Below are 14,291 nucleotides of genomic sequence, written 5' to 3'. Positions count from 1 at the left end.
CTGAAAAGTGCTTTTTTTCAATAGGTTACATATGAATTCCGATATTCCTCTTCAACTTCTGGGCGGCCTCACTGCACGCGAATTCCTGCGCGACTACTGGCAGAAAAAGCCACTACTGATCCGTCAGGCAATTCCTGACTTCGAAAGCCCGATCGACGCCGACGAACTGGCCGGCCTGGCCCTGGAAGAAGAAGTCGAATCGCGCCTGGTGATCGAGCACGGCGAGCGCCCATGGGAACTGCGTCGCGGCCCGTTCGCTGAAGACGAATTCAGCAAATTGCCGGAAAAAGAGTGGACCCTGCTGGTTCAGGCCGTCGACCAGTTCGTCCCGGAAGTCAGCGAGCTGCTGGAAAACTTCCGCTTCCTGCCGAGCTGGCGCGTCGACGACGTGATGATCAGCTTCGCCGCTCCGGGTGGCAGCGTCGGTCCGCACTTCGATAACTACGACGTGTTCCTGCTGCAAGGCCACGGTAAGCGCAACTGGAAAATCGGCCAGATGTGCGATTCCGAGAGCCCGCTGCTGCAACACGCGGATCTGCGCATCCTCGCTGAATTCCACGAGACCGAAGAGTGGGTGCTGGAACCGGGCGACATGCTCTACCTGCCGCCACGTCTGGCTCACTGCGGTGTCGCGGTCGACAACTGCATGACCTACTCGGTCGGTTTCCGCGCACCAAGCGCCTCTGAAGTGCTGACTCACTTCACCGACTTCCTCAGCCAGTTCCTGACTGACGAAGAGCGCTACACCGATGCCGACGCACAGCCAGCAGCCGATCCGCATCAGATTCAACACGATGCACTGGATCGCCTGAAAGCGCTGCTCGCCGAACACATGAGCGACGAGCGCCTGCTGCTGACCTGGTTCGGCCAGTACATGACCGAGCCGCGCTACCCGGAACTGGTGGCCGGCCCGGAAGAAATCGAAGAAGAAGACTTCCTCGCCGCCCTGCAGGATGGCGCCATTCTGATCCGCAACCCGAGCGCGCGTCTGGCCTGGTCGGAAGTCGATGACGACCTGCTGCTGTTCGCCAGCGGCCAGAGCCGTTACCTGCCGGGCAAACTGCGCGAACTGCTGAAGCTGATCTGCGCCGCTGACGCCCTGCACACCGACAACCTCGGTGAGTGGCTGAACGACGAAGACGCTTGCGGCCTGCTGTGCCAACTGGTCAAGCAAGGGAGCCTGGGGTTCGCCGATGAATAAGATTCGCGTACGTGTCGCAGACTGGCAAAAGGACATCGCCGAGATCCGGCGCATTCGTGAAACGGTGTTCATCGCCGAACAATCGGTGCCACCCGAGCTGGAATGGGACGCGGATGACGCGACCGCCGTGCATTTTCTGGCGTTTGAAGGCGACTTTCCGATTGGTACTGCGCGGCTGTTGCCTGATGGGCACATCGGCCGGGTTTCGGTGCTGAAAGACTGGCGCGGGATGAAGGTCGGTGATGCGTTGATGCAAGCGGTCATTGCTGAAGCTGAAGAACGTGGGTTGAAGCAGCAAATGCTCAGCGCACAGGTGCAGGCCACGGCGTTCTATGAGCGTTTGGGCTTCAGCCTGGTCAGCGAGGAATTCCTCGAAGCCGGGATTCCGCATGTCGACATGGTTCGCCATTCGGCCTGAGACCGCGGTGCGACCTTCGCGAGCAGGCTCGCTCCCACAGGGGATCTCCAGCGGACACGATATATGTGTCAGACAGAGATTTAATGTGGGAGCGAGCCTGCTCGCGAAGAGGCCCTCGAGAACACCACAAAACGCCCCGACATCAACCGATGCCGGGGCGTTTTGCTGTCTACGATTCAACTTGCCCCACCCCGGGCCGACAAACTGGCAATATCAAGCCTTTCGAAAGCGGAGATAACGGACATGTCCCTACGCACCCTGCTCACCACCCTGCTGCTCGGTTGCAGTTTTTCGGTGATGGCAGCCACAGAAATCGTGCCTCTCAATTACCGCACCAGCGCCGACATGCTGCCGATGGCGCAAGACTTCCTCGGCAAGGACGGTCAGGTCAGCGCCTATGGCAACCAGCTGATCATCAAGGCCGAGCCGGACAAGATTCAGGAACTCAAAGCCCTGATCACGCAATTGGACACCGCACCCAAGCGCCTGCTGATCACCGTCGACACTAACGAAAACAATGGCCGTGGCGACGAAGGCTATTCGGTCAACGGCGCGCAGCCAAACCAGACCCGCATCATCAGCCGCAGCACCGCCAGCCGTGAAGGCGGCGTCCAGCAAGTGCAGGCCACCGATGGCATGCCGGCGCTGATTCAGGTCGGTCAAAGTGTGCCGATCACCAGCAGCCAGACCAACTCCTATGGCGATTACAGCAGCCAGACCCAATACCGCAACGTCACCCAGGGTTTCTACGTTACCGCCAGCGTCACCGGCGACATCGTTCACCTGGCGATCAGCACCAACCGTGACCGCATGAGCCAGGAACGTCCCGATGTAGTGAACGTGCAAAGCACCGACACAACTGTCAGCGGGCGCCTCGGTGAGTGGATCACCCTCGCCGGCGTCAATCGCCAGACTCAGGCCGACAAACAGGGCCTGACCCGCAACTACTCGACTCAAGGCCGGGATGACATGACCTTGCGGGTCAAAGTCGACGCCTTGGACTAAAGCACCAAAAACTGACTGATTAGTCGTATTAGACGAAAGATGTAGTGCTTGAAAAAAAGCACTACAAAACGTTTGACGGGGTAAAAAAGCGAAGGCATGATGGCCTCGCTCCCGCTAATCAGAGGCCCTGGCAAGGGCCTTCGAAGCGATGTTCGCACCTACCCCGCGAACCGCTTCGTGTCTGTACCGCCCACAAGGTGTGTTTGACGAGGTTGCCGACTGGAACGAAGTTGTCCCGAGGGACGGAAGCGTATTTAGGTAACCCGGCATCACACTGTAGACCGTATAAAGGCCCACGACGCCCGCATGCGCCCGCAGTCCGCCACTACCTGCTCACTTCCCCTCGAGCCCATCGTTCATCCCGTCGCCTACCCCGCCGAATCCGCCTTGACCACCTAAGCTTCTGGTCAGCGAGCGCAGGAATTTTCCACCGCAGAACAACTTTTCATAAAAGACGCGACGAGGTTTATCTCCATGGCACTGACACGCGAACAGCAAATTGCAGCCCTCGAAAAAGACTGGGCTGAAAACCCGCGCTGGAAAGGCGTGACACGCACTTACTCCGCTGCTGACGTCGTCCGTCTGCGTGGCTCGGTTCAACCTGAGCACACCTTTGCAAAAATGGGCGCCGACAAGCTGTGGAACCTGGTCACCCAGGGTGCCAAGCCGTCCTTCCGTCCTGAGAAAGATTTCGTCAACTGCATGGGCGCCCTGACCGGCGGCCAGGCTGTTCAGCAGGTTAAAGCCGGTATCCAGGCGATCTACCTGTCGGGCTGGCAAGTGGCTGCGGACAACAACTCCGCAGAATCCATGTACCCGGACCAGTCGCTGTACCCGGTGGACTCGGTGCCAACCGTGGTCAAGCGCATCAACAACTCGTTCCGTCGTGCTGACCAGATCCAGTGGAAAGCCGGCAAGAACCCGGGCGACGATGGCTACATCGACTACTTCGCGCCGATCGTGGCTGACGCTGAAGCCGGTTTCGGCGGCGTTCTGAACGCCTACGAGCTGATGAAGAGCATGATCGAAGCAGGCGCCGCTGGCGTTCACTTCGAAGACCAACTGGCTTCCGTGAAAAAATGCGGTCACATGGGCGGCAAAGTACTGGTTCCTACTCAGGAAGCCGTACAGAAGCTGACCGCTGCGCGTCTGGCGGCTGACGTTGCCGGTACTCCGACCATCATTCTGGCCCGTACCGACGCCAACGCTGCTGACCTGCTGACCTCCGATTGCGACCCGTACGACCAGCCGTTCGTGACTGGCGAGCGCACTCAGGAAGGTTTCTACAAGGTCCGTGCCGGCCTCGATCAAGCGATCGCCCGTGGCCTGGCTTACGCTCCATACGCCGACCTGATCTGGTGCGAAACCGCCAAACCGGATCTGGACGAGGCTCGTCGTTTCGCTGAAGCGATCAAAAAGGAATACCCGGACCAACTGCTGTCGTACAACTGCTCGCCTTCCTTCAACTGGAAGAAAAACCTCGACGACGCGACCATCGCCAAGTTCCAGCGCGAACTGTCCGCCATGGGTTACAAGCACCAGTTCATCACCCTGGCCGGCATTCACAACATGTGGCACAGCATGTTCAACCTGGCGCACGACTACGCCCGCAACGACATGACTGCCTACGTGAAGCTGCAAGAGCAGGAATTCGCCGACGCTGCCAAGGGTTACACCTTCGTGGCTCACCAGCAGGAAGTGGGCACCGGCTACTTCGACGACATGACCACCGTGATTCAAGGTGGCTCGTCTTCGGTCACCGCACTGACCGGTTCGACTGAAGAAGAACAGTTCCACTGATTCGGCTTCGCTGAGCAAACGGCCTCTGCGGATCGTACAGAAAGCTAACTGCAGAGCCGCAAAACTGACGCCCCGACTGGTTCGGGGCGTTTTTTTTTGCCCCGATTCAATGAACACCACAAATCCCTGTAGGAGTGAGCCTGCTCGCGATAGCGGTGGGTCAGATTGCGCAGCGGTGACTGAACCACCGCTATCGCGAGCAGGCTCACTCCTACAGGGATCGGTGTCGTTCGGAGAAAACATTGATCCAGCGCGGTACATCCGTCAGAAAAATCCGCTAAAACGGGCGCCGTCGCTACTTGCAGTAACGTGCAAGTAAGACAACTTCCCAACTGACCTCCCGTTAAACAGTTACAAAACCACTCCAAACGATATCAATTATCATTTAGCCGCAACTATGTTCGTTACATTCCCTACAAAACATTATTTGCATAAACCCGCCTAATGCCCGCTACGCATGGGCTGCAGGGCATTGGAGATGCGCTATGTCCTTATTCCAATAAATAATTTCGCTATAGGAATTTTACTTGCAGGGTGTTTAGCCATAAAATCAGCGCGATTGATTGCTGCGACATATCGTCACTGCCTATTTCTTTATCAAGCTCAGAGACCTTTGCTCTCTGTTAAGGATTACCAGCATGCCCGAAGCGACAGGACTCATGGCCCACAACTGGGGCTTTGCCATTTTCCTTCTGGGTGTCGTCGGCCTGTGTGCCTTCATGCTTGGCGTCTCCAGCCTCCTCGGGTCAAAAGCCTGGGGTCGCAGCAAAAACGAACCGTTCGAGTCCGGCATGCTACCCACCGGTGGCGCCCGCTTGCGGCTCTCAGCCAAATTCTATCTGGTCGCGATGCTCTTCGTGATCTTCGATATCGAAGCCCTCTTTCTCTTTGCATGGTCTGTGTCCGTCCGCGAAAGCGGCTGGACCGGATTCGTCGAAGCTCTCGTTTTCATAGCAATTCTGTTGGCAGGTCTTGTCTACCTGTTCCGAGTGGGCGCCCTTGACTGGGCTCCGGAAGCTCGTCGCAAGCGGCAGGCGAAGCTGAAACAATGAGGCTTTGGCAATGCAATACAATCTCACCAGGATCGACCCCGATGCTCCTAACGAGCAATATCCGATTGGCGAACGGGAAACCGTTTCCGATCCGTTAGAAGATCAAGTCCACAAAAACATTTTCATGGGCAAGCTGGAAGACGTGCTGAGTGGCGCGGTCAACTGGGGACGTAAGAACTCCCTGTGGCCGTACAACTTCGGCCTGTCGTGCTGCTACGTGGAAATGACCACCGCCTTCACGGCGCCCCACGACATCGCGCGCTTTGGCGCCGAAGTGATCCGGGCATCGCCGCGTCAGGCCGACTTCATGGTTATCGCCGGCACCTGCTTCATCAAGATGGCGCCGATCATCCAACGTCTCTACGAGCAGATGCTCGAGCCGAAGTGGGTGATCTCCATGGGTTCGTGCGCTAACTCCGGTGGCATGTACGACATCTACTCTGTGGTTCAAGGGGTGGACAAGTTCCTGCCCGTGGACGTCTACGTACCTGGCTGCCCTCCTCGTCCGGAAGCATTTCTGCAAGGCTTGATGCTGCTGCAGGAATCGATCGGCAAGGAGCGTCGTCCGCTTTCCTGGGTCGTTGGCGATCAAGGCGTTTATCGCGCCGACATGCCTTCGCAGAAAGAAGAGCGCCGCGAACAGCGAATCGCAGTCACCAACCTGCGCAGCCCTGACGAAGTCTGATCCAGATCTGTTCTGACAAAGAAACGAGAAGCTGGCTTCATTCTTTACGTTGACCGAAAGCGAAAAAATAACCATGACTACAGGCAGTGCTCTGTACATCCCGCCTTATAAGGCAGACGACCAGGATGTGGTCGTTGAATTGAACAACCGTTTTGGCCCGGAGGCGTTCACCGCCCAGCCGACCCGCACCGGCATGCCGGTGCTGTGGGTGGCGCGTGCCAAACTCGTCGAAGTCCTGACTTTCCTGCGCAACCTGCCCAAGCCGTACGTCATGCTCTATGACCTGCACGGTGTGGACGAGCGTCTGCGCACCAAGCGTCAAGGGCTGCCGAGCGACGCCGAGTTCACCGTGTTCTATCACCTCATGTCGCTGGAGCGTAATAGTGACGTGATGATCAAGGTCGCCTTGTCCGAGAGCGACCTCAGCTTGCCGACCGTCACCAGCATCTGGCCGAACGCCAACTGGTACGAGCGTGAAGTCTGGGACATGTTCGGTATCGACTTCAAAGGTCACCCGCACCTGTCGCGCATCATGATGCCGCCGACCTGGGAAGGTCACCCGCTGCGCAAGGACTTCCCGGCGCGCGCCACCGAATTCGATCCGTACAGCCTCAACCTCGCCAAGCAACAGCTTGAGGAAGAAGCCGCGCGCTTCCGTCCGGAAGACTGGGGCATGAAGCGTTCCGGCCCGAACGAGGACTACATGTTCCTCAACCTCGGCCCGAACCACCCTTCGGCGCACGGTGCGTTCCGCATCATTCTGCAACTGGACGGTGAAGAGATCGTCGACTGCGTGCCGGACATCGGTTACCACCACCGTGGTGCCGAGAAGATGGCCGAGCGTCAGTCGTGGCACAGTTTCATCCCGTACACCGACCGTATCGATTACCTCGGCGGCGTGATGAACAACCTGCCGTACGTACTCTCGGTCGAGAAGCTGGCCGGCATCAAGGTGCCTGAGAAGGTCGACGTCATCCGCATCATGATGGCCGAGTTCTTCCGGATCACCAGCCACCTGCTGTTCCTCGGGACTTACATCCAGGACGTCGGCGCCATGACCCCGGTGTTCTTCACCTTCACCGACCGCCAGAAGGCGTACACGGTGATTGAAGCCATTACCGGTTTCCGTCTGCACCCGGCCTGGTACCGCATCGGTGGTGTTGCCCACGACCTGCCGCGCGGCTGGGAAAAACTGGTGAAAGACTTCGTTGAATGGCTGCCAAAACGCCTCGACGAATACACCAAGGCTGCCCTGCAGAACAGCATCCTCAAGGGCCGTACCATCGGCGTCGCCCAGTACAACACCAAAGAAGCCCTGGAATGGGGCGTCACCGGTGCTGGCCTGCGTTCGACCGGTTGCGATTTCGACCTGCGTAAAGCGCGTCCGTACTCCGGCTACGAGAACTTCGAGTTCGAAGTGCCGCTGGCGGCCAACGGCGATGCCTACGACCGCTGCATGGTTCGCGTCGAAGAGATGCGCCAGAGCATCAAGATCATCGACCAGTGCATGCGCAACATGCCGGAAGGCCCGTACAAGGCGGACCACCCGCTGACCACGCCGCCGCCGAAAGAACGCACGCTGCAGCACATCGAAACCTTGATCACGCACTTCCTGCAAGTTTCGTGGGGCCCGGTGATGCCGGCCAACGAATCCTTCCAGATGATCGAAGCGACCAAGGGCATCAACAGTTATTACCTGACGAGCGACGGCGGCACCATGAGCTACCGTACCCGGATCCGCACTCCAAGCTTCCCGCATCTGCAACAGATCCCTTCGGTGATCAAAGGCAGCATGGTCGCGGACATGATTGCGTACCTGGGTAGTATCGATTTCGTTATGGCCGACGTGGACCGCTAAGCATGAACAGCACGCTTATCCAGACAGACCGTTTCACCCTCAGTGAAACCGAGCGCTCGGCCATCGAGCACGAGCTGCATCACTACTACGAAGACCCGCGCGCGGCGTCGATCGAAGCCCTGAAGATCGTTCAGAAGGAACGCGGCTGGGTGCCGGATGGCGCCTTGTACGCGATCGGCGAGATCCTCGGCATCCCGGCCAGCGACGTTGAAGGTGTGGCGACGTTCTATAGCCAGATTTTCCGTCAGCCGGTTGGCCGTCACATCATTCGCGTCTGCGACAGCATGGTCTGCTACATCGGCGGCCACGAGTCGGTGGTCAGCGAAATCCAGAACAATCTGGGCATCGGCCTGGGTCAGACCACCACCGACGGTCGTTTCACCCTGCTGCCTGTCTGCTGCCTCGGCAACTGCGACAAGGCACCGGCGCTGATGATCGACGACGACACCTTTGGTGATGTGCAGCCTGCTGGCGTCGCCAAACTGCTCGAGGGCTACGTATGACCCTGACATCTTTCGGTCCTGCCAACCGCATTCAGCGTTCGGCCGAGACTCACCCGCTGACCTGGCGTCTGCGCGATGACGGCGAGGCCGTGTGGCTCGACGAGTACCAGGCCAAGAACGGTTACGCCGCTGCGCGCAAAGCCTTCGCCGACATGGATCAGGACGCTATCGTCCAGACCGTGAAAGACGCAGGCTTGAAAGGTCGCGGCGGTGCAGGCTTCCCCACTGGCGTGAAGTGGGGCCTGATGCCCAAAGACGAATCCATCAACATCCGCTACCTGCTGTGCAACGCGGATGAAATGGAGCCGAACACCTGGAAAGACCGCATGCTGATGGAGCAACTGCCCCATCTGCTGATCGAAGGCATGCTGATCAGTGCTCGCGCACTGAAAACCTACCGTGGCTACATCTTCCTGCGTGGCGAATACACCACCGCCGCCAAGCACCTCAACCGTGCCGTGGAAGAAGCCAAGGCTGCGGGCCTGCTGGGCAAGAACATTCTGGGCAGCGGCTTCGATTTCGAGCTGTTCGTCCACACCGGCGCCGGGCGTTACATCTGCGGTGAAGAAACCGCACTGATCAACTCCCTCGAAGGCCGCCGCGCCAACCCGCGCTCCAAGCCGCCCTTCCCTGCCGCCGTCGGCGTGTGGGGCAAGCCGACTTGCGTGAACAACGTGGAAACCCTGTGCAACGTGCCGGCGATCATTGCCGACGGCGTTGACTGGTACAAATCGTTGGCGCGTGAAGGCAGCGAAGACATGGGCACCAAGCTCATGGGCTTCTCCGGCAAAGTCAAAAACCCCGGCCTGTGGGAATTGCCATTCGGCGTCACCGGTCGCGAATTGTTCGAAGACTACGCCGGCGGCATGCGCGACGGCTTCAAGCTCAAGGCCTGGCAGCCAGGTGGCGCCGGTACCGGTTTCCTCCTGCCTGAACACCTCGACGCCCAAATGTACGCCGGCGGCATCGCCAAAGTGGGCACCCGTATGGGTACCGGCCTGGCCATGGCGGTGGACGACAGCGTCAACATGGTCTCGCTGCTGCGCAACATGGAGCAGTTCTTCGCTCGCGAGTCGTGCGGTTTCTGCACCCCGTGCCGTGATGGTTTGCCATGGAGCGTCAAGCTGCTGATGGCCATCGAACAAGGCCGCGGTCAGCCAGGCGACATCGAGACCCTGCTGGGTCTGGTCAACTTCCTCGGCCCGGGCAAGACCTTCTGTGCTCACGCACCGGGTGCCGTGGAACCGTTGGGCAGTGCCATCAAATACTTCCGTCCAGAGTTCGAAGCCGGTATCGCGCCAGTCAGCGCCGCCGTCCCGCCTCTGGCAAGGCCGATCGTAATCGGCGCGTAAACGCTTAAAAAGGCGAAGGGTCCGTGCCCTTCGCCTTTCGTCCGATGACGCCTTTCGGGGCTGACTGGATTCGGACGGATAACAAGATTCCATTAGCCACGCCCGCTGACACCGGGCCAACGAAGACCTTTGAACCATGGCCACTATCCACGTAGACGGCAAAGCGCTCGAAGTCGACGGGGCAGACAACCTGTTACAGGCATGTCTGTCGCTGGGCCTCGACATCCCTTATTTCTGCTGGCACCCCGCGCTTGGTAGCGTCGGGGCTTGCCGCCAGTGCGCGGTCAAGCAGTACACCGACGAGAACGACACCCGTGGTCGCATCGTCATGTCCTGCATGACCCCTGCCACCGACAACACCTGGATCTCCATCGAAGATGAAGAATCCAAGGCGTTCCGCGCCAGTGTTGTTGAATGGCTGATGACCAACCACCCGCACGACTGCCCTGTGTGCGAAGAAGGCGGTCATTGCCACCTGCAAGACATGACCGTGATGACCGGCCACAACGAGCGCCGTTATCGCTTCACCAAACGCACCCACCAGAACCAGCAACTGGGCCCGTTCATTTCCCACGAAATGAACCGCTGCATCGCTTGCTATCGCTGCGTGCGTTTCTACAAGGATTACGCTGGCGGCACCGACCTCGGTGTGTTCGGCGCCCACGACAACGTGTACTTCGGTCGCGTTGAAGACGGCACCCTCGAAAGCGAGTTCTCCGGCAACCTCACCGAGGTCTGCCCGACCGGTGTGTTCACCGACAAGACTCACTCCGAGCGCTACAACCGTAAGTGGGACATGCAGTTCGCGCCGAGCATCTGCCATGGCTGCTCGAGCGGTTGCAACATCTCCCCGGGCGAGCGTTACGGCGAGCTGCGTCGCATCGAAAACCGTTTCAACGGTTCGGTGAACCAGTACTTCCTCTGCGACCGTGGCCGTTTCGGTTATGGCTACGTCAACCGCACCGACCGTCCACGTCAGCCGCTGCTGGCCGACGGCACCAAGCTCGGTCTGGATGCTGCACTGGATAAAGCCGCTGACCTGCTGCGCGGTCGCAACATCGTCGGTATCGGTTCGCCGCGTGCCAGCCTCGAAAGCAACTACGCGTTGCGTGAACTGGTTGGCGCCGAGCACTTCTACTCGGGCATCGAAGCCTCCGAACTGGAACGCATCCGTCTGGTCCTGCAAGTGCTGAAAGACAGCCCGCTGCCAGTGCCGAACATGCGCGACATCGAAGATCACGACGCGATTTTCGTGCTCGGTGAAGACCTGACCCAGACCGCCGCCCGTGTGGCGCTGTCCCTGCGTCAATCGGTCAAAGGCAAAGCTGAAGACATGGCCGAAGCCATGCGCGTTCAGCCTTGGCTCGACGCCGCGGTGAAGAACATCGGTCAGCACGCGCTGAACCCGCTGTTCATCGCCAGCCTGGCGGAAACCAAGCTCGACGACATCGCTGAAGAATGCGTACACGCCGCTCCTGACGATCTGGCACGCATCGGTTTCGCCGTGGCTCACGCGCTGGACGCCAGCGCCCCGGCCGTTGAAGGTCTGGACGCCGAAGCACTGCAACTGGCTCAGCGCATCGCTGACGCCCTGCTCGCTGCAAAACGTCCGCTGATCATTGCCGGTACTTCGCTGGGCTCCAAAGCCTTGATCGAAGCCGCGGCGAACATCGCCAAGGCGCTGAAGCTGCGCGAGAAGAACGGTTCGATCAGCCTGATCGTGCCGGAAGCCAACAGCCTCGGTCTGGCCATGCTCGGTGGCGAGTCGGTGGATGCGGCGCTGCAAGCCGTCATCGACGGTAAGGCTGACGCGATCGTTGTGCTGGAAAACGATCTGTACACCCGCACCGCCAAAGACAAGGTCGATGCCGCGCTGAACGCTGCGCAAGTAGTGATCGTTGCTGACCATCAGAAGACGGCTACCAGCGACCGCGCGCATCTGGTTCTGCCAGCCGCAAGCTTCGCTGAAGGCGACGGTACGCTGGTCAGCCAGGAAGGTCGCGCCCAGCGCTTCTTCCAGGTTTTCGACCCGCAATACATGGACGCGAGCATCCTGGTTCACGAAGGCTGGCGCTGGCTGCACGCCCTGCGCGCGACCCTGCTGAACCAGCCGATCGACTGGACGCAACTCGACCACGTCACCGCTGCCGTTGCTTCGAGCACCGAGCAACTGGCGCGTATCGTCGACGCTGCACCATCGGCGGCGTTCCGCATCAAGGGTCTGAAACTGGCGCGTGAGCCGCTGCGTTATTCCGGTCGCACTGCGATGCGCGCCGACATCAGCGTTCACGAACCACGCACCCCGCAAGACAAAGACACCGCGTTCGCCTTCTCCATGGAAGGTTACTCGGGCTCTGCCGAACCGCGTCAGCAAGTACCATTTGCATGGTCGCCGGGCTGGAACTCGCCACAAGCGTGGAACAAGTTCCAGGACGAAGTCGGCGGTCACATCCGCGCTGGCGACCCGGGCACCCGCCTGATCGAAAGCACCGGCGATTCGCTGAATTGGTTCGCTGCCGCACCGCGTGCATTCAATCCGGCGCCGGGCACCTGGCAAGCCGTGCCGTTCTTCCACCTGTTCGGCAGCGAAGAAAACTCTTCGAAAGCCGCACCGGTTCAAGAGCGCATTCCGGCTCCATACGTTGCTCTGGCCAAGTCCGAAGCGGATCGTCTGGGCGTCAACGACGGTGCGCTGCTGAGCCTGAACGTGGCCGGTCAGACCCTGCGTCTGCCGCTGCGCATCAATGAAGAACTGGGCGCCGGTCTAGTGGCATTGCCTGCGGGCATCGCCGGCATTCCACCGGCATTCGCCGGCGTATCCGTCGACGGTCTGCAGGAGGCAGCGCAATGACCTGGTTCACCCCTGAAGTGATCGATGTGATCCTCTCGGTCGTCAAAGCCATCGTGATTCTGCTGGCCGTAGTGGTTGCGGGCGCGTTGCTCAGCTTTGTCGAACGTCGCCTGCTGGGCTGGTGGCAGGACCGTTACGGTCCGAACCGCGTTGGCCCGTTCGGCATGTTCCAGATCGCCGCCGACATGCTGAAGATGTTCTTCAAGGAAGACTGGACCCCGCCGTTTGCCGACAAAGTGATCTTCACTTTGGCACCGGTGGTGGCGATGTCCGCCCTGCTGATCGCGTTTGCGATCATCCCGATCACCCCGACCTGGGGCGTCGCGGATCTGAACATCGGCCTGCTGTTCTTCTTCGCCATGGCCGGTCTGTCGGTCTACGCGGTGCTGTTCGCCGGCTGGTCGAGTAACAACAAGTTCGCCCTGCTCGGCAGCTTGCGTGCGTCGGCGCAGACCGTGTCCTACGAAGTGTTCATGGGCCTGGCCCTGATGGGCATCGTGGTTCAGGTCGGCTCGTTCAACATGCGCGACATCGTCGAGTACCAGGCGCAGAACCTGTGGTTCATCATTCCGCAGTTCTTCGGCTTCTGTACTTTCTTCATCGCTGGCGTCGCCGTGACTCACCGTCACCCGTTCGACCAGCCGGAAGCGGAACAGGAACTGGCCGACGGTTACCACATTGAATACGCTGGTATGAAATGGGGCATGTTCTTCGTCGGTGAATACATCGGCATCATCCTGATCTCGGCGCTGCTGGTCACCCTGTTCTTCGGTGGCTGGCACGGTCCGTTCGGCATCTTGCCGCAACTGGCCTTCGTCTGGTTCGCACTGAAGACCGCGTTCTTCATCATGCTGTTCATCCTGCTGCGCGCTTCCATTCCGCGTCCGCGTTATGACCAGGTGATGGATTTCAGCTGGAAATTCTGCCTGCCACTGACCCTGATCAATTTGCTGGTGACCGCTGCGGTCGTGTTGTGGAACACGCCTGCAGTCGCGGTTCAGTGAGGATTTGACCCATGTTCAAATATATTGGCGACATCGTTAAGGGTACTGGTACCCAGTTGCGCAGCCTGGTCATGGTCTTCGGCCATGGCTTTCGCAAGCGCGACACCCTGCAATACCCGGAAGAAGCGGTCTACCTGCCACCACGCTACCGTGGTCGCATCGTCCTGACCCGCGACCCCGATGGCGAAGAGCGTTGCGTTGCCTGCAACCTGTGCGCCGTGGCTTGTCCGGTGGGTTGCATCTCGCTGCAGAAAGCTGAAACCGAAGACGGTCGCTGGTACCCGGACTTCTTCCGTATCAACTTCTCGCGCTGCATTTTCTGCGGTCTCTGCGAGGAAGCCTGTCCGACCACCGCGATCCAGCTGACCCCGGATTTCGAAATGGCCGAGTTCAAACGTCAGGACCTGGTGTACGAGAAAGAAGATCTGTTGATCTCCGGCCCCGGCAAAAACCCTGATTACAACTTCTATCGTGTTGCAGGTATGGCAATCGCTGGCAAGCCGAAAGGCTCCGCGCAGAACGAAGCCGAACCGATCAACGTGAAGAGCTTGCTGCCTTAAGG

General features: G+C 59.5%; 12 protein-coding genes. All 12 read left to right on the top strand.

Going from position 1 to position 14,291, the window contains the following annotated elements; genetic code table 11:
* The first annotated feature begins 31 nt into the window (after positions 1-31).
* On the top strand, positions 32-1,201 hold the full coding sequence (locus KBP52_RS29425; RefSeq protein ID WP_007920198.1) for a cupin domain-containing protein: 1,170 nt from the start codon (positions 32-34) through the stop codon (positions 1,199-1,201).
* Positions 1,194-1,619 carry a GNAT family N-acetyltransferase gene (locus tag KBP52_RS29420; RefSeq protein WP_034155132.1) on the top strand — a complete coding sequence of 142 codons (426 nt, stop codon included), beginning with the start codon at positions 1,194-1,196 and terminating at the stop codon, positions 1,617-1,619. The genes KBP52_RS29425 and KBP52_RS29420 overlap by 8 nt, the downstream gene beginning before the upstream one ends.
* A gap of 243 nt (positions 1,620-1,862) precedes the next feature.
* Positions 1,863-2,624, top strand: coding sequence for a secretin N-terminal domain-containing protein (locus KBP52_RS29415; protein ID WP_212621550.1), 762 nt, complete (start codon positions 1,863-1,865; stop codon positions 2,622-2,624).
* A 474-nt stretch (positions 2,625-3,098) separates the two neighbouring features.
* Positions 3,099-4,424, top strand: a complete 1,326-nt coding sequence (gene aceA, locus KBP52_RS29410; protein ID WP_007920195.1) for an isocitrate lyase — start codon at positions 3,099-3,101, stop codon at positions 4,422-4,424.
* Positions 4,425-5,062: 638 nt separating this feature from the next.
* The gene (locus KBP52_RS29405; RefSeq protein WP_003223812.1) at positions 5,063-5,476 is read left to right on the top strand and encodes an NADH-quinone oxidoreductase subunit A; all 414 of its coding nucleotides are present in this window, start codon (positions 5,063-5,065) and stop codon (positions 5,474-5,476) included.
* Positions 5,477-5,486: 10 nt separating this feature from the next.
* A complete protein-coding gene (locus tag KBP52_RS29400; RefSeq protein WP_007920192.1) occupies positions 5,487-6,161 on the top strand; it encodes an NADH-quinone oxidoreductase subunit B in 675 nt (224 codons plus the stop codon).
* Positions 6,162-6,234: 73 nt separating this feature from the next.
* On the top strand, positions 6,235-8,019 hold the full coding sequence (gene nuoC / locus KBP52_RS29395) for an NADH-quinone oxidoreductase subunit C/D (RefSeq protein WP_016987416.1): 1,785 nt from the start codon (positions 6,235-6,237) through the stop codon (positions 8,017-8,019).
* 2 nt (positions 8,020-8,021) lie between these two features.
* A complete protein-coding gene (gene nuoE / locus KBP52_RS29390) occupies positions 8,022-8,522 on the top strand; it encodes an NADH-quinone oxidoreductase subunit NuoE (RefSeq protein ID WP_212621549.1) in 501 nt (166 codons plus the stop codon).
* On the top strand, positions 8,519-9,874 hold the full coding sequence (gene nuoF, locus KBP52_RS29385; RefSeq protein ID WP_007920184.1) for an NADH-quinone oxidoreductase subunit NuoF: 1,356 nt from the start codon (positions 8,519-8,521) through the stop codon (positions 9,872-9,874). Before nuoE ends, nuoF begins: the two co-directional genes overlap by 4 nt.
* A 136-nt stretch (positions 9,875-10,010) precedes the next feature.
* Positions 10,011-12,725, top strand: a complete 2,715-nt coding sequence (nuoG, locus tag KBP52_RS29380; RefSeq protein WP_102899360.1) for an NADH-quinone oxidoreductase subunit NuoG — start codon at positions 10,011-10,013, stop codon at positions 12,723-12,725.
* Complete coding sequence (gene nuoH / locus KBP52_RS29375; RefSeq protein WP_007920179.1) at positions 12,722-13,729, top strand: NADH-quinone oxidoreductase subunit NuoH; 1,008 nt, start codon at positions 12,722-12,724, stop codon at positions 13,727-13,729. Before nuoG ends, nuoH begins: the two co-directional genes overlap by 4 nt.
* A gap of 11 nt (positions 13,730-13,740) precedes the next feature.
* Positions 13,741-14,289: an NADH-quinone oxidoreductase subunit NuoI gene (nuoI, locus tag KBP52_RS29370; protein WP_007920177.1), complete on the top strand. Its 549-nt coding sequence runs from the start codon at positions 13,741-13,743 to the stop codon at positions 14,287-14,289.
* Positions 14,290-14,291: the final 2 nt, after the last annotated feature.

The organism is Pseudomonas sp. SCA2728.1_7, assembly GCF_018138145.1.
Classification (GTDB): Bacteria; Pseudomonadota; Gammaproteobacteria; order Pseudomonadales; family Pseudomonadaceae; genus Aquipseudomonas; species Aquipseudomonas koreensis_A.
Note: the sequence above shows the minus strand (reverse complement) of the source record. Positions and strands in the feature narration are given on the sequence as shown.

Excerpts from the sequence above, each read along its gene's own strand:
- KBP52_RS29425 (WP_007920198.1), top strand. The coding sequence starts at position 32 with ATGAATTCCGATATTCCTCTTCAACTTCTGGGCGGCCTCACTGCACGC.
- KBP52_RS29420 (WP_034155132.1), top strand. The coding sequence starts at position 1,194 with ATGAATAAGATTCGCGTACGTGTCGCAGACTGGCAAAAGGACATCGCC.
- KBP52_RS29415 (WP_212621550.1), top strand. The coding sequence starts at position 1,863 with ATGTCCCTACGCACCCTGCTCACCACCCTGCTGCTCGGTTGCAGTTTT.
- aceA (WP_007920195.1), top strand. The coding sequence starts at position 3,099 with ATGGCACTGACACGCGAACAGCAAATTGCAGCCCTCGAAAAAGACTGG.
- KBP52_RS29405 (WP_003223812.1), top strand. The coding sequence starts at position 5,063 with ATGCCCGAAGCGACAGGACTCATGGCCCACAACTGGGGCTTTGCCATT.
- KBP52_RS29400 (WP_007920192.1), top strand. The coding sequence starts at position 5,487 with ATGCAATACAATCTCACCAGGATCGACCCCGATGCTCCTAACGAGCAA.
- nuoC (WP_016987416.1), top strand. The coding sequence starts at position 6,235 with ATGACTACAGGCAGTGCTCTGTACATCCCGCCTTATAAGGCAGACGAC.
- nuoE (WP_212621549.1), top strand. The coding sequence starts at position 8,022 with ATGAACAGCACGCTTATCCAGACAGACCGTTTCACCCTCAGTGAAACC.
- nuoF (WP_007920184.1), top strand. The coding sequence starts at position 8,519 with ATGACCCTGACATCTTTCGGTCCTGCCAACCGCATTCAGCGTTCGGCC.
- nuoG (WP_102899360.1), top strand. The coding sequence starts at position 10,011 with ATGGCCACTATCCACGTAGACGGCAAAGCGCTCGAAGTCGACGGGGCA.
- nuoH (WP_007920179.1), top strand. The coding sequence starts at position 12,722 with ATGACCTGGTTCACCCCTGAAGTGATCGATGTGATCCTCTCGGTCGTC.
- nuoI (WP_007920177.1), top strand. The coding sequence starts at position 13,741 with ATGTTCAAATATATTGGCGACATCGTTAAGGGTACTGGTACCCAGTTG.